This window comes from Oceanobacillus sp. FSL W7-1293 (assembly GCF_037969815.1).
Taxonomy (GTDB): domain Bacteria; phylum Bacillota; class Bacilli; order Bacillales; family Amphibacillaceae; genus Oceanobacillus; species Oceanobacillus oncorhynchi.
In genome coordinates, this window is sequence record NZ_CP150212.1 from 1932969 (window position 1) to 1954385 (window position 21417).

General features: G+C 35.0%; 19 protein-coding genes and 2 pseudogenes. 14 read left to right on the forward strand and 7 right to left on the reverse strand.

Annotated features, from left to right (window positions below):
- Positions 1-50: 50 nt before the first annotated feature.
- Positions 51-458: an acyl-CoA thioester hydrolase/BAAT C-terminal domain-containing protein gene (locus MKY65_RS09595; RefSeq protein ID WP_339184288.1), complete on the forward strand. Its 408-nt coding sequence runs from the start codon at positions 51-53 to the stop codon at positions 456-458.
- 518 nt (positions 459-976) lie between these two features.
- On the opposite strand, the gene MKY65_RS09600 is transcribed toward MKY65_RS09595, so the two are convergent.
- Positions 977-2386, reverse strand: a complete 1410-nt coding sequence (locus MKY65_RS09600) for a PLP-dependent aminotransferase family protein (protein WP_339184290.1) — start codon at positions 2384-2386, stop codon at positions 977-979.
- A gap of 284 nt (positions 2387-2670) precedes the next feature.
- Between MKY65_RS09600 and MKY65_RS09605 the strand changes: the two genes are divergently transcribed.
- The 3 genes from MKY65_RS09605 to MKY65_RS09615 all read left to right on the forward strand — a co-directional run bounded on the left by MKY65_RS09605 (position 2671) and on the right by MKY65_RS09615 (position 5404).
- Complete coding sequence (locus MKY65_RS09605) at positions 2671-3288, forward strand: LysE family transporter (RefSeq protein WP_339184291.1); 618 nt, start codon at positions 2671-2673, stop codon at positions 3286-3288.
- Between the two features lie 92 nt (positions 3289-3380).
- Positions 3381-3983, forward strand: a complete 603-nt coding sequence (locus tag MKY65_RS09610; protein WP_339184293.1) for a hypothetical protein — start codon at positions 3381-3383, stop codon at positions 3981-3983.
- 77 nt (positions 3984-4060) lie between these two features.
- Positions 4061-5404 carry a serine hydrolase domain-containing protein gene (locus MKY65_RS09615; protein WP_339184295.1) on the forward strand — a complete coding sequence of 448 codons (1344 nt, stop codon included), beginning with the start codon at positions 4061-4063 and terminating at the stop codon, positions 5402-5404.
- 347 nt (positions 5405-5751) lie between these two features.
- Here MKY65_RS09615 and MKY65_RS09620 read toward each other — a convergent pair whose 3' ends face one another.
- A complete protein-coding gene (locus MKY65_RS09620; protein ID WP_339184298.1) occupies positions 5752-6996 on the reverse strand; it encodes an MFS transporter in 1245 nt (414 codons plus the stop codon).
- 107 nt (positions 6997-7103) lie between these two features.
- Between MKY65_RS09620 and MKY65_RS09625 the strand changes: the two genes are divergently transcribed.
- The 5 genes and pseudogenes from MKY65_RS09625 (at position 7104) to MKY65_RS09645 (ending at position 13205) form a co-directional block, all read left to right on the forward strand.
- Positions 7104-8861: an ABC transporter substrate-binding protein gene (locus MKY65_RS09625; protein ID WP_339184300.1), complete on the forward strand. Its 1758-nt coding sequence runs from the start codon at positions 7104-7106 to the stop codon at positions 8859-8861.
- 420 nt (positions 8862-9281) lie between these two features.
- Positions 9282-9813 (forward strand): annotated as a pseudogene (locus MKY65_RS09630) (GrpB family protein).
- 188 nt (positions 9814-10001) lie between these two features.
- Positions 10002-10835, forward strand: coding sequence for an alpha/beta hydrolase (locus MKY65_RS09635; protein ID WP_339184302.1), 834 nt, complete (start codon positions 10002-10004; stop codon positions 10833-10835).
- Positions 10836-11105: 270 nt separating this feature from the next.
- Positions 11106-12041: an alpha/beta hydrolase gene (locus MKY65_RS09640; protein ID WP_339184304.1), complete on the forward strand. Its 936-nt coding sequence runs from the start codon at positions 11106-11108 to the stop codon at positions 12039-12041.
- 333 nt (positions 12042-12374) lie between these two features.
- Positions 12375-13205: a GNAT family N-acetyltransferase gene (locus MKY65_RS09645; protein ID WP_339185192.1), complete on the forward strand. Its 831-nt coding sequence runs from the start codon at positions 12375-12377 to the stop codon at positions 13203-13205.
- Between the two features lie 420 nt (positions 13206-13625).
- On the opposite strand, the gene MKY65_RS09650 is transcribed toward MKY65_RS09645, so the two are convergent.
- The 5 genes from MKY65_RS09650 to MKY65_RS09670 form a co-directional block, all read right to left on the reverse strand.
- Entirely contained in the window at positions 13626-14855 is a 1230-nt protein-coding gene (locus MKY65_RS09650) for an MFS transporter (protein WP_339184305.1), read from the reverse strand.
- A gap of 75 nt (positions 14856-14930) precedes the next feature.
- Positions 14931-15503: a metalloregulator ArsR/SmtB family transcription factor gene (locus tag MKY65_RS09655; RefSeq protein WP_339185194.1), complete on the reverse strand. Its 573-nt coding sequence runs from the start codon at positions 15501-15503 to the stop codon at positions 14931-14933.
- A gap of 433 nt (positions 15504-15936) precedes the next feature.
- Complete coding sequence (locus MKY65_RS09660) at positions 15937-16119, reverse strand: hypothetical protein (protein ID WP_339184307.1); 183 nt, start codon at positions 16117-16119, stop codon at positions 15937-15939.
- A 546-nt stretch (positions 16120-16665) separates the two neighbouring features.
- The gene (locus MKY65_RS09665) at positions 16666-17256 is read right to left on the reverse strand and encodes a GNAT family N-acetyltransferase (protein ID WP_339184309.1); all 591 of its coding nucleotides are present in this window, start codon (positions 17254-17256) and stop codon (positions 16666-16668) included.
- Between the two features lie 198 nt (positions 17257-17454).
- Positions 17455-17991 (reverse strand): hypothetical protein, encoded by a 537-nt coding sequence (locus tag MKY65_RS09670; protein WP_339184311.1) that lies wholly within the window; start codon positions 17989-17991, stop codon positions 17455-17457.
- A 114-nt stretch (positions 17992-18105) separates the two neighbouring features.
- Here MKY65_RS09670 and MKY65_RS09675 point away from each other — a divergent pair, with 114 nt between their 5' ends.
- The 5 genes and pseudogenes from MKY65_RS09675 to MKY65_RS09695 all read left to right on the forward strand — a co-directional run bounded on the left by MKY65_RS09675 (position 18106) and on the right by MKY65_RS09695 (position 21355).
- Positions 18106-18888 carry an MBL fold metallo-hydrolase gene (locus MKY65_RS09675; RefSeq protein WP_339184313.1) on the forward strand — a complete coding sequence of 261 codons (783 nt, stop codon included), beginning with the start codon at positions 18106-18108 and terminating at the stop codon, positions 18886-18888.
- Between the two features lie 58 nt (positions 18889-18946).
- The gene (locus MKY65_RS09680; RefSeq protein ID WP_339184315.1) at positions 18947-19270 is read left to right on the forward strand and encodes a MazG-like family protein; all 324 of its coding nucleotides are present in this window, start codon (positions 18947-18949) and stop codon (positions 19268-19270) included.
- Positions 19271-19301: 31 nt separating this feature from the next.
- Positions 19302-20303: an alpha/beta hydrolase gene (locus MKY65_RS09685; RefSeq protein WP_339184317.1), complete on the forward strand. Its 1002-nt coding sequence runs from the start codon at positions 19302-19304 to the stop codon at positions 20301-20303.
- 41 nt (positions 20304-20344) lie between these two features.
- Positions 20345-20749: a VOC family protein gene (locus tag MKY65_RS09690; protein WP_339184319.1), complete on the forward strand. Its 405-nt coding sequence runs from the start codon at positions 20345-20347 to the stop codon at positions 20747-20749.
- Positions 20750-20837: 88 nt separating this feature from the next.
- Positions 20838-21355 (forward strand): annotated as a pseudogene (locus tag MKY65_RS09695) (ClbS/DfsB family four-helix bundle protein).
- Positions 21356-21417 lie beyond the last annotated feature (62 nt).

The following is a 21417-nucleotide window of genomic DNA, read 5'->3' on the forward strand; positions in this document are numbered from 1 at the left end:
CGCTTTTAGCTTCATATGGGTTTAATACACTTGCTTTAGCTTACTTTGGTATGGAAGATTTACCAGATGAGTTGGTTAATATTTCAGCTGATTATATTGAAAAAGCAATAAATTGGTTGGGCAATCAACCAAATGTAGATACTAAGAAAATTGGTATGGTTGGAACATCAAAGGGTAGGGAACTAGCTCTATTATCAGCTTCTATGTTTCCAGCGATTAAGGCGGTAGCAGGTTATGCACCAAGTTCGGTTGTTTATCCTGGAATTAGTCAAAATAATAGTAGTTCCTCCTCTTGGAAATATAAAGGCGAGGAGTTGCCCTATGCAAAAGGGAAAGCACCTGAAAAGGTTGGAGCGTCTTTAGGGAAAAGTATACAAACAGGAGAGCCTATCATTTTTCGGGATTGGTATTTCCATTTGACGGAAGGACAAACGAATGCCGAAATCAAGAGAACATAAATGATCCTGTCCTCTTGATTTCGGGTGGTGATGATCAATTGTGGCCTTCAGATATAATGTTTGATAAAGTGATAGAGCGTTTAGGACGAAAGAAATCATCCCTATTATTATGAACATATAACCTATCCCGGCGCAGGACATTATTTTGTTACTCCTGGAATACCGACAACGGATTCAGATAAGCTTGCTTTTGATTCGGGCTTCACAATGTTGCTCGGGGGAAATCCTCATGCTAATGCTGTAGCTCATGCTAAGGCTTGGAAAAGCGTCAAATCTTTTTTGGGGAAATTTTTAAGTTAGAATGAAGAGAAACGAATTAGAGATTGTCTGGCAATTGAATATTTGAACGTAGGAGAGAAACAATATAATAGACCTAAAAGGAGTAACCTTTTCATAAAGTGAATCCGTTAAGGCTATTAAACTTGTTTTTAATTGTTTGGATAGGTGGAAAGTCCAGACAATTATCGTGTTGTAACCTAACCGTTTTCCCTTCATGAATAAATGAAGTTACTGACCTATTACCTTATTCTTTCCATTATTTCTTTTAAGCTTCTAACACTTTCCTCAATCCTATTTTCATTTATATAAGAATACGAAAACCGAATATAATCGGCTGCACTATTATCATAAATCTCTCCTGGTTGGATCAGGATATTTTCTTTAATCGCTTCATTAAAAAGTGTTTTTACATCCAGCGAAACATGCAGCTTAAACCAAATATAAAAGGAACCATCCGGTTTATTCCATTCCCCATAATCGGATAAATACGTTGTTAAAGCCTTTAGAAATAAATCTCTTTTATACATTAACTTCTTTTTTAATTTTTTGATATGAGAATCATGAAAGTCACGCAGCCACCTTGCAGCAATATGCTGCGAAATAGAACTTGCGCCATAATCATTTTGCATTTTTAAGTCCGCCAGGTGACGAATAACATTTTTATCTGCTACAATCCAGCCAATTCTCAAGCCCGGACTTACGGTTTTAGAGAGGCTGCCTAAATACAGAACATTATCGCTGTTTTTTAATGCTTTCATTGGCACAGGTTGCTCAGAGCGAAACCATAAATCAGCATAAATATCATCTTCTACGATAGGGATGCCATTTTTTTGACATTGATTTATGATTTTCTGTTTTTCCATTTTGGTATAGGTGTTCTGCGTCGGGTTATGTAGCGATGGAATGCAGTAAAAGATACTGTTTTTATAGTCACTCCCAGCTTTAAATAAATTATTTATGTTCCGTTTGATGTAGTCAATGGTTAGTGGAGTCATTCTGGCTCTAATATTATGCCATGTGCGGACGGAATGGATATAGGATGGTGTTTCAATAATAATTTTTGATTGCGGTACAAGTAAGCCATCAGCAATCAATTTTAAACCTTGCAAAGCCCCGGAAGTGACACAAATATTATTTACATCACATACTACTCCTCTTTTTTTCATATAGTTAACAATTTCTGATCGAAGCTCTAATTTTCCTTTTGGCTCTTCATAGTTTGTTGTTAATTTATTCTCTTCATCTTGCCTTAAAATCTCTTTAAATAAATGGTTGGGTATGAAGTCAGGTGCTAATTCCCCAGTCCCCAACCGTAAGATGTTTTCATCAAACTCTAATTCATTAATCTTTTGAATATAGTAGTGATTGTTTTTAGACAAACTCTTTCCGATATAATCTTGCCAACGAATATTACTTGTTATGTATGTATTCCATTTATTAGGAGATACAAATACACCCTTTTTCTCTATAGTATCTAGTACACCGTAGCTTTTGAGAATATCCAAGGATTGCACGACGGTTGATCTGTTGACATGATAATATTGCGCAATTTCTCTTTGGGAGGCTAGTTTTTCTCCTGGTTTCAATTCTCCTTCATTTATTTTATGAATAATATCATCAACGATTTTTTTATATTTGAATCCGCTCATCTTATCTCTCGTTTCTGGTTGGATTTTTATTTTAAATCTGGCAGGTTTCTTTATTTTAATCCTAGTATAACATACATATTTAAAGAGGTATTTTTAGTGCAGGCTTTAAAAAAGCTTTATATTTAAAGGGGATAAAGAAAAAACGGAATCCAATATGCAAAAAAGAGTCCTTATGATAATGTCTCTTCTGGTTGGTAATTTGAGAAATTGTTTTGATGAAGGATGAAAGATATTAAGGGGTACTTCCTTGTACACCAAATCATAAAATGAAAGAAGGGAAATTGATGATACAACCTGTCATTCATGGTTTCATTCTCGCACTAGGACTTATACTGCCTTTGGGTGCTCAAAATGTATTTATTTTTAATCAAGGTGCGAATCATAAAAAAATAATCGGTGCGCTTCCAGTGGTCATAACCGCCGGTCTATGTGATACATTCCTAATTGTTTTAGCAATCTTGGGTGTTTCGCTCATATTAATGTCGCTGCCCGCCTTACAAATTTTCATTTATACGGTTGGCGTTATCTTCTTAGTCTATATGGCTTGGTCTCTGTGGAATGAAAAGCCTGCAAGCTTAAAAAAGTATGAATCGATGAGCGCAAAAAAACAAATTGGATTTGCTTTATCAGTATCCTTGCTTAATCCGCATGCCATTATGGATACGATAGGGATAATCGGTACCAGTGCTGCTATTTATTCTGGCACGGAGAAATTGCTATTTAGTATTTCCACAATTGTGGTGTCCTGGTTATGGTTTATTTTCCTTGCGATTCTCGGGAAATTAATCGGATCTATTGATAGAACGGGGAAGTATATCATCATATTAAACAAAGTTTCGAGTATTATTGTTATTATAGTGAGTTTGGTTATAATGAAGAATATCATCACATTGGTTTTTTAATGAGGAAAGTGGTACGCGCTGGAAGATGAGTATCCAACATTATCGTTAAGAAAAAGAATGACCAAAATACGGGTTAAAAAAGGGGAGAAAAAATGAAAAGATTATTTAGGGTATTCATCATCGGATTGTCGACATTAGCTCTAGTTGCCTGCAGCCAAACTGCTACGGATGCAAACAGCCTTTCTGTCAGTGAATTAACAGAGAGGGAAGACGCCATACTTTCCATTGCTTCAGATAAATCATTTGTATTTGATTTCAATATAGATAGTGAATATAAAGAAGCATCTGTATGGATTGAAAAATATGAAGCAGGTAAGCTGGTTGATGATCGATTAGCTCATCTGACCACAGAGGTTGAGCAAAGCGGTTCCATTATTGTTACACTTTCGGAAAATACAAATGAAAACAATAATAGCTTTAATATCGGAGTTGGTACCAATGAGAACTTGACTTCAATTAATGTCTCGGATACAGATTTAACCGGTTTAGAGAGCATGGCGAGTGTATGGGGGAGTACTTCGGAAAAGGTAGCTATAGACAACGGTGAAGCCGTATTGGCAAATATTTCGTATTCTGATGACGAAAATGGGGTGCATTCACTTACAACCGATTTTTTTGAAGATGCGGCGGGACATATGAATGAGCTTGAAAAATATGATGTTGCTTATTTACTTAAGGCTGAATTTGTGAAGTAGATGATAGTGGAATAATTATAATAGATTTACTAATGTAATAATATTCATTTAAATTTAGGAGATAAGAGGAGAACTACATGAGAGTAGAAGAACGGATAGGTAGATGGATAGAAAGATACGAAGAAAACGGGTACCTACATGGTTCCATTTTAATTGCTTCTAACGGACATATTCTTTTAAATAAAGGTTTTGGTATGGCGAATATTGAGCATTTTGTACCTAATAAACCTACAACTAAATTTCGTATCGGATCGCTTACGAAAGCTTTTACAGCCATGGGTATTTTTCAATTACATGAAGAAGGGAAATTAAGTATTGATGATTGTATAAATAAGTATCTTCCTGATTTTCCACAAGGTGAAAAAATTACAATCTATCATTGTTTAACAAATACAACAGGGATTCCAAATTACACAAGTTTTCCTGATTTTTGGTCTGAAACAATGAGACTCCCAATGACTTTGAATCAATTAATTGATTCATTTAAACATCTTGAATTAAATTTTAGACCAGGCAGTAAATTTGAATATTCCAACTCAGGATACGCATTACTGACAGTAATTTTAGAAAAGGTTTCAGGTATGTCCTTTGCAGAATATATACAAGCAAAAATATGTCTTCCTTTAGGTATGAATAATACAGGTTGTGACAACGGAGTTGAAATAGTTCCAGACTTAGCATCAGGCTATTCATTTTGGGAAAAACCAATTCACGCAGCTTATGCAGATTTATCCTTTCCCTTAGGAGCCTATGGTTTATATTCTACAACAGAGGACTTATTCCTTTGGGATCAGGCATTAAAATCATCGCAACTCCTCAGCAAAGAACTACTGGAAAAAATGTTTACTCCCAAATTTAGTTCATATGCTTCTGGATGGGTGGTATCTGAAATATTAGGCCGAAAATGCATGCACCATTTTGGAGATATCAGTGGTTTTTGCAGCAACTTTTTCAGATTCGTCGATGAATCAGTTACAATAATTTTCCTAAGTAATATGAGCGTTACACCTGTAACACATTTAATGCAAGAGATGACAAAGATCATTTTTGATGAGCCAGTATCTCTGCCATTTTCTATTCAACCAGTCAATATTACCGACAAGAAGCTTATTGCTGGGAAGTATATTATTGAGGATGATGAGCTCCAAATTTTGGACATCACTTTAAAAAATGAAGAGCTATATTTAACTGTTACTAAAATGTACGGGGTATTATGTAAATTTAAACTTGTGCCAGTCAGTCACAATGCAACAAAAACAACTTTTTTAACTGGAATGGTTAATGAGCAGCTTATATGCTATTACTCATTATCAGGTCAGATTGAAAACGTGGAGTATAAAGATTTTAATGATAATAGATATATTGCCTATAAGGACTTATCGTTAGCAAATAGTACTCAACAATCTGGTGACATAGTGTAAGAGCAGAAATGAGATTGAAGGATTGTTAATTTTTGAAAATTTTCAATTTTTATGTTGAATTATTTTTATTTAGGTGGTACCTTAAATACGGAAACATCTAAAATAATAGTAAAAATTTAACTTTTAAGTAATCTTTTTATTCAGAAGTACAACATTACTTTTAAAGAAACTAAGGAAAATACTTTCATTTATTAAGTTAGAAGAAACTTTTAATTTCAATTTATATAGCAATAATCTTTGACGAAATGAGCCATCGAAGCGCGATTTCCAGACCTAAATCTTGATTAAGGTTGCCATCTCAGGTTTTGATGGCAACCAATTTTCTAACAATATATATTAACAGCTGATTATGCAATCTCTTTTGTTGTTTTTAATCTACTATCCTGAATCGACCAAAAGAAACCCAATATCCCAAGTCCGCCTATTAATAAAAAAAGCCCTGCCATCATTGCATTCGATAAAAAAGCACTGACCATTAATCCTAAGCTTCCTAAGATTTGCCCGGCCTCCATGGATAATCCGCTTACCGCCATATAAGAGCCTCTGGCATCTTTGTTTGCCAGCTGCGCTACATAAGTTGATCGAATTGGCTGGAAAAGAATTTCTCCAATCGTTGCAATTGTGATGGCAATGGTTAACACAGCAACTACATGACTCCATGCTAAGAAGCTGTACCCCAATACATACATAAACAAGCCTAGGAACAACGTAGATTTTATATTGATTTTTCGAACTATATTCCCAAGTATACCTGAAGCTAAAATGACAAGCATCGTATTCGTGATAATTAGAATGCTTAACATTTTGGGTCCGTCAATAGTAATTCCAAATATTGAAGTATGAATATCCTCACTAAGACGAACAGCGATAAAGCCATATAGCTGAAATTCTAAGGACAGGATGAGTAATGTTGATACACAAAGGATCATGAAACGAGCATCTTTTAATACCTCTGTATAAACAGAAATAAAGCCTAACATAAAACCATTTTTCATCTGTTCATTTTTTGGTACATAATCATCTTGAATCCACACTAGCGTTAACAGGAAAGTAAAGATGGAAAGGATGGCAAACCCAAAAAATAGCTCGAATTTATGAGTAAGAAAGAGTAAACCGCCGAGAATGATACCGATAGAGAATGCGAGATTTGTAGACCAATAAATAAATCGATACATCAATGGCTGCTCCTCCTCTGAACTAACATCTATAAGGAGTGCTTCTGAAGCAGGATCGATAAATCTGCTGGTAATACTTAATAGAAAAAACATAACGAATGTAAGCCAGACGGATTCAAACCATGGAGAATTCGCAAGAGCAATGATAACAAATGCGACTGTTTGAACCATGCTTCCTGCTACCATAACTTTCTTTCTTCCGAACCGATCTGCAAAAGAACCTCCGTACATGCCAAAGACGATAGATGCAATTGTTGTCAACGTTAAAATTGCACCAGCCCAAGTGATACCTAGATTACTGGAAAAATACATAGCCATAAAGGGGAATATACTCATTTCCGCTATATCCGAAACAAATGAAACAACCATTCGAATTTTAATATTTACATGGAACTGTTTTAACGCTAATAGATTCATTATTTTTCTTCTCCTTCCTTAGATTATATTGTATATTGGAAAATAGGAAGGAAAAAGTGCAATCAATATTTTTATATTTCCTATTTTTTAAAAGGGGTTTTCTTCTAATGAATGTTTTAGAGTATTATATTGATTTAAAATGCCAGCCAGAATATCGAGGGGCACAGGAAGTCCTTATATCAAAACAAGAAATAGCTGATATTTTATTTTGTTCATCGAGAAATGCTCATTATATCCTGCAAAAATGGATTCAGGAAGGATATATTGTCTGGAAAGGTCAGCGCGGTCGCGGGAAAAAATCCACCTTAGTTTTTTTAAAGACTTTAGAAGAAGCGGCACTTCTTCATGTGGAAAATTTGCTCCAAAAAGAGAAGGTAAAAGAAGCAGTAAACTTTGCATTAGAACGGCATTTTTCCTCAGAGCTAAAGGAGACCCTTTTATCTGCCGTTCAAAACGCATTTGGTATTCAACATATAGAAGACCAAGAAGAAATGAAGGATATTTTACATATTCCCCTTCAATACAATCTGTACAATATGAATCCTTTCTTTGTAACGATTGCTGCAGAAGCTCATATTCTAAATGATGTGTTTGATACGTTGGTTCGCTATAATGCTGTCACTAAAACCATCGAACCCCATTTGACACATGGATGGGAAGTGAATGCAGATCATTCCATTTGGACTTTTTATATTCGCAAAGGGGTTCGATTTCACGACGGGAGCACTTTAACCAGTAAAGATGTCCAATGGACATTTCAATCGCTGATAAATGAAGACATAAACATTCCGAATAAATGGTTGTTGGAGGAGATAAAAGACATTACGGTCCAGAATAGATATACGATATCCTTTCATTTAAGAAACGGAAATCATGTATTTCCTCATTATTTGAGTGCTATTTTTACCTCCATTGTTCCTGCAGGTTCAGATATCAAAAAGATAATTCTTTTGGGAACGGGACCTTTCAAAATGGATTATATAGATGATGAAAAAATAATTTTGAAGGCTTTCGATAATCATTTTCAAGGAAGACCTTTTTTAGATAAGATTCAACTGTGGAAACTGCCGGAAACTAACCTGAATCCGTTGCACTTTTTCACTCATGATAATCTCAGGAAAGATCAAACAAATGGCTTCACGTTTACGATTCATGATAATGGAAGTAATTACATTATCTTTAATATGAACAAGACTGGGATACACCAAAACCGTTTCTTTAAACAAGCTGTGAGTGAAATGATCGATTCTCAGAAAATGGTTCAGGATCTGGGCGAGCCCAGAGTTGCTCCTTCTACAAGTTTTATTCCAGAGCGAAGTGACTACAAGAACATCTGCCATTCAATGAAAAATGCAAAACAGCTTCTGAATCAATCTAGCTACAATGGTGAGACCATCCATTTAGCAGCATTATCTTTTGAAGATTTTTTAGAAGATGCTCAATGGATGAAGCAAAGACTAGATGAGATTGGCATTAAGATAGAGGTTTATCCTATTAAGTTGTCTGATTTCTACAAGGAAGATTTTATGTTGTCGTTTGATGCCTTATACACAGGAGAAGGTTTTGAAGATAACATGGAATTAGCTATTCTTATATTGCTTCGTAATGAATATGGTATTCGCAGGTATCTTAGCCCATCTCAACGTGATGAATTAGAAAAAGGATTTGACATCATTATTAAGCAGCCAGATTATGAAAGCTTTATCCAAGCTTTCCAAGCAGTTGAAGAAAAGTTAAAAGAGGACGGCACCATTATTTTTACCGCCCATGCATCTAATCAGAATATATTCCAATCTAATTTACAAGGAATTCAAATAAGCGGATATGGCTGGCCGGTATTTCATAAGTTATGGATTAAAGAGTAGACTAACAACAATAAGATTACATCTTCCAAAGTAATTCATAGTAAATGAAATATGTACTTTGAAACGATACTTATACCTGATACGATAAGCATTCAAAATATATACAATATACAACAGTTAATTGGAATATAGATTACGTCTTTAGTTTGCCTGATAAGAAAATCAGGATAGAAGCATATACTCGATGTGACAAGATAGCTATGACAAAAACGTCTAGCAAATGTGGATACGTTAAAGAAGGATACCTGCGAAACGCTTGGGAAAATAATGATGGTACTGTTTCAGACTCAATTTACTATGCCTTTATTAGAAGCGACTGGGAGAACAAAGAAATAACTCCGATTAAACTTAATGATTTACCGTTTTAATATTGTAAAGTTGCAAGGTGGGTATTCATGTCAAAATGCGAGAGGTGAAAACGTGAATTTAGGTTTAAACAGTGATGAAGTGAGATTAGTAGACTATACACCTGAGTGGAACGACGAATTTATTAGAGTGAAAAATAAGCTGCTAGAAAACACAACTCTTGAGGGAAATCGTATTCAGCACATTGGCAGTACAGCAATTAAGGGGATGGCCGCAAAGCCAATCATAGATATATTAGTGGGTGTTGATGATTTGAATAGGGTAGATAAAGCTTTATTTAAAGATTTTAGTAGATCGGGTTTTTTAAGGTTGAAAGTGGAGAGGCCGGGAGAAATTGTATTAGCAAAATTTACTGATGACACCTATAAAGTAAAAACCCATTATATTCACTTGGTTGAATATCAAAAGAAGCTATGGAACAATTTAATTTTCTTTAAAAATTATTTAAATTCAGATGAAGCTGCAAGAAAACATTATTTAGAGAATAAAGTTGGAGTATCTAAAAATATCTTCTACAGGAGTCAATGATTATACTGATTTCAAGGAAGAATTTGTTAAAGAAATTTTAAAAAAGAGAAAGGGTTAAACACCGAATAAAAATGTTTGAGTAATTTGCACTATAACATGTTTTTAAATAACTAAAATAAACATCTAATCTCTGCAGAAATGATTACTTCTTGTTGAGGGTTGAAAGGGATTTCCTAAATGTCGATTTATTAATAAGGTAAACGCATGATTTGTTTTAAACTAGATTAGAGATGAGGGATGAATCGTATGTGGAAGCAAGGATTTATTGAAACAGAAAGAGGTATTTTCGAGTATTTTACAGCTGGTCAAGGGGACCCCTTAGCTATCGCACATTTATATATGGCTTTCGACGAACGCGGAAATTTATCAGCAAACCCTTTTACCGAACATTATAAGGTTTACTTAATTAATACGCGGGGAGCAGGCAGCTCTGTACAAGCTGAAAATGAAATTCAACTTAGCATGAAAGAGGTTATAAAAGATTTGGAAGCGATTCGAACAGCTTTGAGTATTGAAAAATGGGGATTTGCTGGTCATTCAACAGGTGGAGTGCTGGCATTGCAATATGCGATAGAGGCACCAGATGCTTTAACAAAAATAATTGCAGGCTGTACAGCAGCAAGTAAAGAATATGCTGCGCATAAAAACAGCATTTACTGCTCAGAAAATAAGCATTTTTCACGAATAGTTGAAATCATGGAGTTATTGAACAATCCTGATACAGCGCCGGAAGAGCGTCAAACATTAGGATATGAATGGGCATTAATGTCTTATTATTCGGAAGATAAATTACTTGAAGCAAAAAAACGTCCAAATAGCGGTCGGACGGTTGGAGAAAACCTGGATTATTTCAGAAAAGTAGAAGCGAAAAACTATGATCTTCGGAATCAATTAAACAATGTAAATGTACCAGCTTACATATACTCTGGGAGATATGATGCGCAATGTCCTGTTGAGTTTGGTGTTGAAATCGCAGAACTTATATCCCATTCCCAATTAACTGTCTTTGAGGAATCAAATCACAATCCGTTTATTGAGGAGGAAGAGAAGTTTAAAGCGTTTGTAAGGAGAACGGTATAATTCTCTGAGGAAGATATAGGAGAATTCCGTGATATATAAAAGAGAAAGAGGTAGTTACCCGATTTGGGAGCATTTTGAAGTGATTCACGTAAAGGGTGAATTGAAGGTTTATTTCGTTAAAAGGTCTTTCCAATCACCGCTGGATCTTCTGAAAATGATGTGGCAAATCCATTAATAAATAATATAGAAGGAAAATCACTAAATGATTATGAATTAAAAAATAAATATAGATTTCAACGTTGCCTTATTTTCTTCGAGGATTAATAGGGCATGAATATAAATCTATCAGCGTATTGGAAAATAAATGAATCCAACCAATTTATTTCTATCTTTGGAGATGACGATAAATTACCCCTTTTATTATACATACATGGAGGTCCTGGCGATGCTGCTTTACCATTAGTTTATAAATATAACCGGGTATTAAGTAAACATTTTAATGTCGTTGTTTGGGAGCAAAGAGGGGCAGGGAAATCTTATTACTCATTCCAAAATGAAGAACATATAACCATTCAAACTTTTATTAACGATTTACATACCTTAGTTAATCATTTACTGAAAAAGTTTGATCAAGAGAAACTATATCTTCTGGGACATTCCTGGGGAAGTGTGCTCGGATTAACATTTGCTAAAGAATATCCTCATTTGATACATACCTATTTTGGCTGCGGTCAAGTAGTCGATATGAAAGAAGGCTTAAGGCGTCAATATGATTTTGTTCTTGAAGAAAGTGAAAAAAGAAACAAAAGCAAAATTACTGCCAGACTTAATAATACAGACCTTTCCCTAACTCAAGAGAATTGGTTGAAGGATTTATTGTTTATTACGAAGTTAGTTGTTAAATACAAACATTCACTATATGGAAAAAGTAACTATAATACGTTTGTAAAAGATTTTATCTTTTCATCAACATATACATGGAGGGATTTAATCAACCGGGAAAAAGGTTCCTTACAATCGATTCAATATTTATGGCAAGAACTTATGACGATTGATTTTAGTAATGAAACGGATTTTGACATTCCTATTATTTTTTTAGAAGGGCGACATGACAAGCATGTTTCTTCAACGCTGGTGGAGGAATATTATCAAACAATAAATACTCCAAAAGAGATGGTTTGGTTTGAAAATTCAAGTCATTTTCCTCAATGGGAAGAAGCGGAAAAATTTAATGAAGTATTAAGCTCAATCATAGAAAATAAATGATTAGTATTCAATTCTACTTTTTCAGGCGTGTTGCTATGAATATCAGAAGTTTCGGAGTAATTCTTTAAGAAGCTCTTTATTAAAGAAAACAGGAGGAGATTTAGGACTTACTCCCGAAATTATAGATTAAGTTAAAAATGCAGTGGGATATTTCCGGAAGCATGATAGAAAGGGCTTTTTTCAAAAACATTTATCTGAAATGGTTATGAAAAAGTAGAGCCGCAAAATGAATACTGGAAAGAAAAACGTTGTCGCTGTAGAAGAGCCAGGTGGATGGAGAATGGTTTTTATGAACCATTCTTATATTTAATAAGGACAGGATGGTAGTTAATGATGATTACTGAATTAAAAAAGTCTGAATTCCATAAATGTAAAAACTTGTTGCATGCACAAGGTCAATTAGAAGCCAAAGCCGTAGTAGAAGGAGTAAATCCAGGTCGTATTTTTGTTGATAATATAGATGCTCCAACATCTGGAGTGATCTGGATGGGGAATAATGATGGTTTTTTCTTTATTGGAAATGAAAGAAATAAGAAATTCAATAATGAATTAAATCATTTTGTTGATACAGTAATTACACCAGAGGCAAAGAAGGTAGAGCTATCCTGGTTTGAGGGAATTGGAAATCATTATAAATGGGATGATACGATAAAAAGCGTGTTTGCAAATCGTCGTTTAGGAAGCTGGAAACAGAGGGTTTACACATTGGAAAAAAATGATTACAAAAGTAACTTTAACCTTATGATTGAAGAAGGATATGATATTGTCGAAATCAATGAAGAGCTTTTTAAAAATAGGAATAAATCCATTAATAATATTGATTTCTTACACTCCCAAATTGCAGAGAGCTGGTCTTCAGCAAGCAGCTTCTTTCGCAAAGGAATAGGTTACTGTGTTATATATAGAAATAAAATTGTAAGTATTTGTATTTCGAGTTTTGTCGTTGATAATGTGCACTGTATTGCTATTGAAACATTGGAAGAGCATCAAGGTAAAAAATTAGCACAAAAAGTTGCTTTAGCTTATGTAGAAGATTGCATGAGAAATAACTTTATTCCGTATTGGGATTGTATGGAATCTAATAAGCCTTCCATTGCGGTTGCAGAAAGAATTGGATTTAGAATAAAATTTCATTATTTAGGGTATGATTTTAAGTTGGAGTGATTGTTGCTTCAATCTTTGTAAATTCTTATTCATTATCTGATATAAATTTGCTGCCTGCTTTGTGATAAATAAGTGAAGATAGGTGTGATTCGTATGAGGAAATATTTAGGGATTCTAACTATACCAATATTGCTTATTGCATATTGGATATATAAATCTGCCATCGAAGGAACAGAAACGGGAGCAATGCCACCGCTGCTAACTGTATTTATACTAATATTTGCTTGTTGGCTCTTCAGTTATCGGGGTCTCTGGAAAACATTTTCTTTGATTATACTGATAGCTATTCCGGCTGTTTTTCTTCTTTTTTCGGTAGCTTTTGGGCTTGGTTATTTGCTTCACTAATTCTGGGTGTGTATGTATAAATAACTTCCTGAAAAAGGTGATAGATATTCGTCTTGTATCATATCACCTTTGTCATTATCTGAAATCCAATCTTTTTAATTTCCGTATGGAAGCACGAAAATCTACGCTTCTAAATGCTAATATAAAGATGAATGCAAAAAGGATATAGGCCACACCAACGAGAAAAGAACTTTGCAAGGGGGAAAGCCATTCTGTTAAAAAACCTGCCCCAATCATCGCGATACCCATGGAACTATTCTGAAACATGGATAAGGAACCAAATAAAAATCCTCGTTTCGAAGCAGGAAGTATTTTCATCAATACTGTATCAAAACATATGTCACTTATTCCTCCTACAAATGTTATAAATATAGCAAGCACGAGAGCTTGCATAAAAAATCCTGATTGGCTGAGTAGTAAATGACCTGTGCCCTCCAGTAAAATCATGAAAATTCCTATTACAATATATTTTCCGCGAATCCACTTAACCATTGTCGAGCTTAAGACAAAGCCCATTCCTAAGGATGCATAAATGAAACCAACACCCAGATCTCCCTTATCAAACACTTCTAATGCAATCAGATTAAATATGACATTATCCACGCCATTTGCAAGTGGCATGAGCAGCATAACCATTAAAAACACACGTAATAAAGCAACTTTTATGATTAAAAATCCGCTTTCACGCAATGAAGATTCTGCAGCTTTCATTTTTGAACTTTTGGTAATGTTACTTCTTGTTAAACGGCTTATTAAAATCGCTGCTGACATTAGACAGATTGCATGGAGGAAAAATAAAACGTTCACATTGGTTAAAAAAGCAATGATTCCTCCAAGCATTGAGCCGAAAACAAGTGTTATCCCTACGACGTTCTGCTCTAACCCATTAACGGAAACCAAGTTTTTCTTTTCAACAATATCCGGAATAAGCGAAAAACGAACGGGTCTATACACAGCCTGCCCGCTGGCGATAATAAATGTACTAAGATATAACAGCCACAGCTGTTCTGTTATTGCTCCCAGTATCGGAAGTAATGCGAACGGTGCTCTCAACAAATCTGTCCCAAATAACAGTTTGGCCTGGTGAAAACGATCCGCCAGATAACCGCTGATAGGAGCAAATAGAATGGTGGGTAAGACCAGCAGAGCCATAAGTATTCCTAATGCAATTCCGGATTCCGTTAGTAGATAAAGAAGTGCAAAGGATCCGACTTGAGCGAATCGTCCGCCAATCCCATTTAAGACAGAGCTCCAGAATACAATTTGATAGTTGGGTTCTTTTTTTAAAACATGAAAAACAAGCAATTTATCCCCTCCATTAAAGTAGATGGATATCTAAATAGATAATCATCTAATTAGTTATCGAAAAAAATAGCCTGATTAAACAGGCCACATATCAACCGGATTAAGTTCATAAATACTATTTTGACGATACATAAAATGTGCCATCACAAATTCACGCCGAATAGTTGCATAATCTGGATGATATTGTTGAATATGTTCATTGATTTCTTTTTCTTGATACGTTTTTCCGTGCTCTAAACCACGTAGCATATATTCTAAGAGAATCAGCTTTTTCTTTCTTTGAGCGGGCAATGACTTTAATCTTCCTTGGTGATCGATGAAGTTCCGAATAACCATTGCTTTTTCTTCTTTTGTGATATCAAACTTTCCAAACATTTCATCACTCCCGATTCGAATAATCTCCTGGGCCATTCGTTCCAGTTTATCTTTATTTAAGTAAAAATAAATCGTATTTTTATCACGTCGTTGATAAACCACATCAATTTCTTTTAATTTTGTTAAATGGTGCGAAATGGTTGGCGGTTTCAACCCTAATTTGCCTGCAATTGCTTGACCATGGAGCGGCCCTGATTTCAATAAGCTAATAATGCGTATCCGGGTTTTATCTCCAATGGTTTTGTGAAAATGAACGATTCGATCTAGTTGCATCATCTTGCCTCCTCATCTAATTAGATTATAATCTAATTAGATGAATATGAAAACCCTTTTGTTTAAATTAATATTTAGATGCAGGGCAGTTTTTGCTCAAAAAGCGTTCGTATTCTCAAAGTATATTGCAATCTAAGTGTCTAATTTAGTTAAATAAATCGAATCAGAATTTATTTTCACCACATAAATAAATTATACTTGTTAAACAAGGGTAAAAAAGGAAGGATATGCAATGAATAGCCGAAGGAGTTAGTGAAGTTGGAGAAGAGGAAGAGTGGGAAGAAGATGAATACCTAATTGACGAATATTGAACACGAATAAATCAAGCGTATATAATTGTTGAGAAATGCAAGTCGAAAATATTCAACCCTATTTAGAAAAATGAAACAAGACTTCATGAATAAGGAATCTGCTTAATCGTTCGATAGCATGTTTAAGCAGATTCCTTATTCATTTTTTTATTCGTATATATGAGAATGGCAATTGCTAGTATGAAAAATAAAAAGAAGAGGATAAAACCTGCAAGATATTTATCAAAAATAATAGTAAAAATTAAAATGGCCAGACCGGAAAGAATAAAGCAGACTTTAGATAATATATTTAAAACGGAAACCATAATTGAACACTCCTTTAAATAGTTCTTAAACTGATCATCAAAAATATCAATACTCCTGATGGATTATTACCGCAATTTCACAGTCATAAGTGTATGAAGGGTATTGCCTATATCACGAATACGTTTGATCAGCTAAAAATACAATTCATACCTGCTTAATTTGATTTCCTGGGTGCCAGCTGATTTAAAAGCCAAGTGAAAAATGCAGTGAAAAAGGAAATCCCTATTATTTTCAATATACTCCAATCAAATGAAGGAAGAAGGTAATTCACTATCGACAGGCAAAGTAAAATAGATAAGAAAAGCAATATATATTTAAACATTTAGTCACCTCAGCTATTCTAAGAAGCAGGCCTTCCTCCGATGCAGCTGTTCTGCTTGAATAGGATACATATTTACTTATTCGAAAGGATACTATACTTAAAAATTAGTGTAAAGCGTTCTAATCATAGATATCTTTCAAGTTTTTTAACGTTATCCGGCTTATCGCAAAACACGCCCTATTACTGAATAGGACGTGCCGTGTAGCATTTCATTTTAAAATATTTACTTAGAATTCATATAATAAATCAGATTATCAGCCCATTCATCAGACTCATAAATAAATTTTTTTCTAGTACATTCATAGGTGAACCCCACGCGTTCTGCTAGACGGATAGAAGGTGTATTATCTAAGTTTATATGAGCCTCTATTCGATGAAAATGAAGATTGTTAAAAGCAAATTTCACTCCTTCGTTGACAGATTCTTTGCCATAGCCGTTTTTCCAGTATTGATTATGGATTCTGTATTCTAAAAATCCCCATTGGAATTCACGTCTCATAAGCGTCCAAAATCCAACCATACCGATGTGTTTGGAATCTGACTTGCGAAAAACGCTTAAAATATATCCTTCATCCTGCGTAGCCAGCTGTTCGTGTCTCTTCACTGCCTCATTAAACTTTTCTTGTGTCCATCCGTTCAAGTCCATTTTGGGACTGTCATGTTTATGCTGTTGAGGAAGGGTATGACGAAAGCCTTCTAGCCAGCTTTCATAATCCCGGTCTCCAGCGGCCTTAATATTAATCTTTCCGTTTCTGAATAAAGATTTTGTTTTTCTGTTTCCAATGCGACATCTCCTTAGCATGATTTTTTCCAAAAAATATCTCCACTCTACTTTTTTGATTTAATTTATTTGCCATAAGACATCACACCTTTCAACTAGATTATGTATTTATCATATCATTTTTTGTTACAGAGTGAGAGGGCATATTACGATATATGCAAAATGAGCTTTGTTCTAAATGCTGTTTAACGTGTATCCTAATGTAATAACGCATTCTTTAGGAAAATGAACTTATTTCTCTATACTAACTTCAAAGTCGAAAAATTCATCCATTATCTTTTCTAATTCCTCTTTATCAATATTTGCTCCCTCACGTATAGTTAGATTAATATAGAGATTTTCATCTATATTTGCTGCATAAGTAACATTCTGATCCATGCCGTTCTCTTTTAAATAATTTTGAACTATCTCGGTAATATTCATTTCTAACATTTCCAATCTTGCTTCTTCGGTCGACGTCTGTTCAATTTCGATTGTGTATTTATCTGCTAAATCATATTGCTTCAGTTTATCTAATACATCTGAATGAAATTCTTCTATATCAACTGTATCCGGATTGATATCAAAAAATAAAACGGAATTTTCTGCGTCATCATGCCCGCTTGATGCTGCATGTATATCGTAATTTTCAAATGTATAATCCAGTATTTCTTCCGCTACAATTTCATCTTCCTCTCGTTCTTCTATAGAAAAGTTGTTAGAAAATATAGTAATGATTAAGATAAAAAGAAGAATTCCTGAAAATATAATTATTTTTTTCTTTTTCATATGAAGGTCCTCTCGTATTTTTTCTTCATATAAATAATAGCAGAGGGGAAATAGCGTGTCTAAGCCATATTTTCTGATAATATAGTATTAGTAGTCTGAGAGGGAGGTAAGGTTATGTTAAATGATCCATGGTTTACCGTTCGAAAAATAGATGAAAAAACATATGCCATTAGTGAGCTTGGCCATTGGGAAAAAGTGCATTCATTTTTGCTTATTGGAGACAAAAAAGCAGCATTAATTGATACTGGCTTGGGTATTGATAATATGAAGCGAATCACAGATCAGCTGACGCCTCTGCCCATTGATGTTATCACGACGCATGTACATTCCGATCATATTGGAAGTCATGGAGAATATGACCGGATATTTGTGCATGAAGCGGAAAGAGATTGGCTTGTTTATGGTATTGTAGGGTTATCATTAGAACAAATAAGACAAAATACAGCAAGGGATATTACGATTCCTGTGCCGGAAAGCTTTGACCCGAATACATATAAACCCTTCCAGGGTGAGCCAACTGGAATTTTAAAAGACGGTGATAGGGTGGAGCTGGGAAACAGAACATTAATTATCTACCATACTCCCGGCCATTCTCCAGGTCATATTGTGATTTTTGATGAAGAGACCGGATATTTATTTACAGGGGACTTGCTATATGATGAAACTCCAATCTATGCTTTTTTTCCGACAACCAATCCGGCAGACTTAGTAAATTCGTTAGAGAGGCTCACGCAAATAAATCATGTCTCCATGATTTATGGAGCGCATAATACATTGGGACTTCTTCCTGAAATTTTAGATGAAGTTAAAAATGCAGTGGAGTATTTACGGAAGCATGATTTTGTACGATTTGGCACGGGAGTTCATATTTTTCAAGGGTTTCGTGTGCAGTTTTAACTTCGAATATCATTAAGAGGAAAGGGAAATTCAATAGCTGAATCAAGGAGTGAAAAAAATGAATGTAACTGAATTTCAACAATGGGTAAATAATTATTACGAACATAGAGGCTGGTCGGAATTAGATATTTTCATCCGGATCGGTTTTTTAGCAGAGGAAACAGGAGAAGTAGCAAGAGCCATAAGAGCACTGGAGATTGGCAGGGATAGACCGGATGAGGCAATGGCATCAATTGCCGAAAATAGAAATGCATTAGCAGAGGAATTAGGAGATGTACTGGGGAACGTTATCGTCATCGCCAATAAATATAACATCACTTTGGAGGAAGTATTCCAGTCTCATAAAGAGAAGCTTTTAGAGCGTTATTCTGCGGACGGATAATATCGTATTTTATAAATAAGGAGCTGTCAACATGCAATCAGCGTATACGGAAAACAAGGAACACAATAAAACAATCCTAAAGGAATATGTAGAAATCAATGGTGCAGAGCAAGGAATCATTGTAGAATCTTTAAATCAAAATAAACCATTACTTTTATTCTTGCACGGCGGGCCCGGGTTTCCGGCTTATCCCGTCAATAAAGCACATGGGGTAAGCCTGGAGCAATATTTTGATGTGTGTTATTGGGACCAGAGAGGAACTGGAATGTCGTATGATGCGGAGACAGCTAAAAAAGGGGTTACGGTGGAGCAGTTAATTGAAGATACAATTGAGGTAACAAATTATCTAAGAAATAAATACGCACGGGATAAAGTGTTTCTTCTTGGTCACTCCTGGGGCAGCTACCTGGGCAGTCTGGCGGCGCAAAAACGTCCGGATCTTTTCTATGCGTATATTGGAATAGGACAGATTGGTTCTCAGCTGGAATCAGAAAAAGAAGCCTATCAATATATTTTAAAAACAGCAAGGGACAGGAAGGATAAACGTGCTGTCAAGCAAATTGAAAATGTGGCTTTTGATGAAAATTTTTATGAAAATCGAGCTTATGGCGCCATCAGGACTAAATTTACCGAGAAGTATGGCGGGGGCTTTAAACGGGAGGGTTACTCCAATCTGGAAAGATTGAAGCACGTTTTTTCGTGTGCAAATTATACATTTAATGAACGAATCAATAGTTTTAAAGGGGCTGTTTTAGGCTGGCAGTCCCTGGGACATGTAATGGCCGCTGCAGATTTAGCAGAGCTTGTGCCTGAGCTTCCGCTTCCTGTCTTTATTCTTCAAGGTCAGCATGATTATCAAACAACCTACACACAAGCGAAACGTTTCTATGATTCCATCGAAGCACCGTTCAAGAAAATGTATACCTTTGAAAATTCCGCACACACTCCTTTTATTGAAGAACAAGCGCTATTTTATCAAATTATTGAAAATGATATTTTGCCAGTGGTTAAGGAAGAGATCGATTTTATTTAAATGGTGTATTCAAATAAAAATAATAAAAAGCAGGTGGCAGTATGAAATTTAATGATTTTTCGGCAGTGCAAGTAAGGGTAGCCAGACCGACAGATAATTTTGATGAAATAATCAGCTTTTACGAAACGGGTGTAGGCTTAACAAAAATAGAATTATTTGAAGGAGGCAGAGGGATTAAGGGAGTTATCTTTGGATTGCCTCATACGGACTATCATTTAGAATTTACATCTCATCAAGACGGAAGCCCATGCCCTGCACCTACGAAAGATAATCTGCTGGTTTTTTATATAGAAAATAAGGATGAAATCATGCATGTCGTAAATCGTTTGGCCCAAATGGGATATAACGAAGTAGAGCCAGAGAATCCCTATTGGAAAGGCAAAGGAGTTACCATCGAAGATCCAGATGGCTGGAGAGTCGTTTTTATGAACCGCGCCTATGATTAAAATGAGATGTGTTATTTTTTAGAAAATTAGTAAGCTATCCTACCTTTCATGCTGATGTTAAAATGTAGTAAAAGAGGAGGTATTTATCATGACAGAAAAGAACGGGAAGGAATTTCTTTTAGCAGAGAGCGAACAGAATTTTAAAGCGTTATTTGAAATCATTGAATCTATACCGCCTAGAAAAAGAAGTATGACAATAGAGACAGAAGAAAGAGATAAAAATTTCCGGGATGTATTGATGCATTTATATGAATGGCATGCCATGCTTGAAAGATGGTACAGAGAAGGGATGGATGGAGATACGCCGTTTATGCCGGCACCAGGTTATATGTGGAGAACAATCAAGCCGCTTAATATGCAAATTCGGGAAAACTATCAGAATGTAACGATGAATCAAGCCATAAAAAAATGAAGTTAAGTCATCATCGGGTAATGAAGTTGATCCAATCCCATACTAATGAAGAAATTATGACGAAGAAATATTATAAATGGACAAAGACCAGTAATTTATATGGATATTTTGCTGCGAATACTTTTAAACATTACATATGGGCAATCCCAAAATGTGAAGCTATTGCGAAGTCGATTAAAGAAGGGGAAAAATAGCTTGAATAAAAGAAGAATAATTAGGTAAAGATTTGAGAAGGCATACTGGATATACTTCAGAG

Coding starts and splice junctions, on each gene's coding strand:
- MKY65_RS09635 (WP_339184302.1), top strand. CDS start 10,002: ATGTGGAAGCAAGGATTTATTGAAACAGAAAGAGGTATTTTCGAGTAT.
- MKY65_RS09685 (WP_339184317.1), top strand. CDS start 19,302: ATGCAATCAGCGTATACGGAAAACAAGGAACACAATAAAACAATCCTA.
- MKY65_RS09645 (WP_339185192.1), top strand. CDS start 12,375: ATGATTACTGAATTAAAAAAGTCTGAATTCCATAAATGTAAAAACTTG.
- MKY65_RS09600 (WP_339184290.1), bottom strand. CDS start 2,386: ATGAGCGGATTCAAATATAAAAAAATCGTTGATGATATTATTCATAAA.
- MKY65_RS09620 (WP_339184298.1), bottom strand. CDS start 6,996: ATGAATCTATTAGCGTTAAAACAGTTCCATGTAAATATTAAAATTCGA.
- MKY65_RS09680 (WP_339184315.1), top strand. CDS start 18,947: ATGAATGTAACTGAATTTCAACAATGGGTAAATAATTATTACGAACAT.
- MKY65_RS09615 (WP_339184295.1), top strand. CDS start 4,061: ATGAGAGTAGAAGAACGGATAGGTAGATGGATAGAAAGATACGAAGAA.
- MKY65_RS09605 (WP_339184291.1), top strand. CDS start 2,671: ATGATACAACCTGTCATTCATGGTTTCATTCTCGCACTAGGACTTATA.
- MKY65_RS09660 (WP_339184307.1), bottom strand. CDS start 16,119: ATGGTTTCCGTTTTAAATATATTATCTAAAGTCTGCTTTATTCTTTCC.
- MKY65_RS09670 (WP_339184311.1), bottom strand. CDS start 17,991: ATGAAAAAGAAAAAAATAATTATATTTTCAGGAATTCTTCTTTTTATC.
- MKY65_RS09625 (WP_339184300.1), top strand. CDS start 7,104: ATGAATGTTTTAGAGTATTATATTGATTTAAAATGCCAGCCAGAATAT.
- MKY65_RS09595 (WP_339184288.1), top strand. CDS start 51: ATGGAAGATTTACCAGATGAGTTGGTTAATATTTCAGCTGATTATATT.
- MKY65_RS09675 (WP_339184313.1), top strand. CDS start 18,106: ATGTTAAATGATCCATGGTTTACCGTTCGAAAAATAGATGAAAAAACA.
- MKY65_RS09690 (WP_339184319.1), top strand. CDS start 20,345: ATGAAATTTAATGATTTTTCGGCAGTGCAAGTAAGGGTAGCCAGACCG.
- MKY65_RS09655 (WP_339185194.1), bottom strand. CDS start 15,503: ATGCAACTAGATCGAATCGTTCATTTTCACAAAACCATTGGAGATAAA.
- MKY65_RS09640 (WP_339184304.1), top strand. CDS start 11,106: ATGAATATAAATCTATCAGCGTATTGGAAAATAAATGAATCCAACCAA.
- MKY65_RS09610 (WP_339184293.1), top strand. CDS start 3,381: ATGAAAAGATTATTTAGGGTATTCATCATCGGATTGTCGACATTAGCT.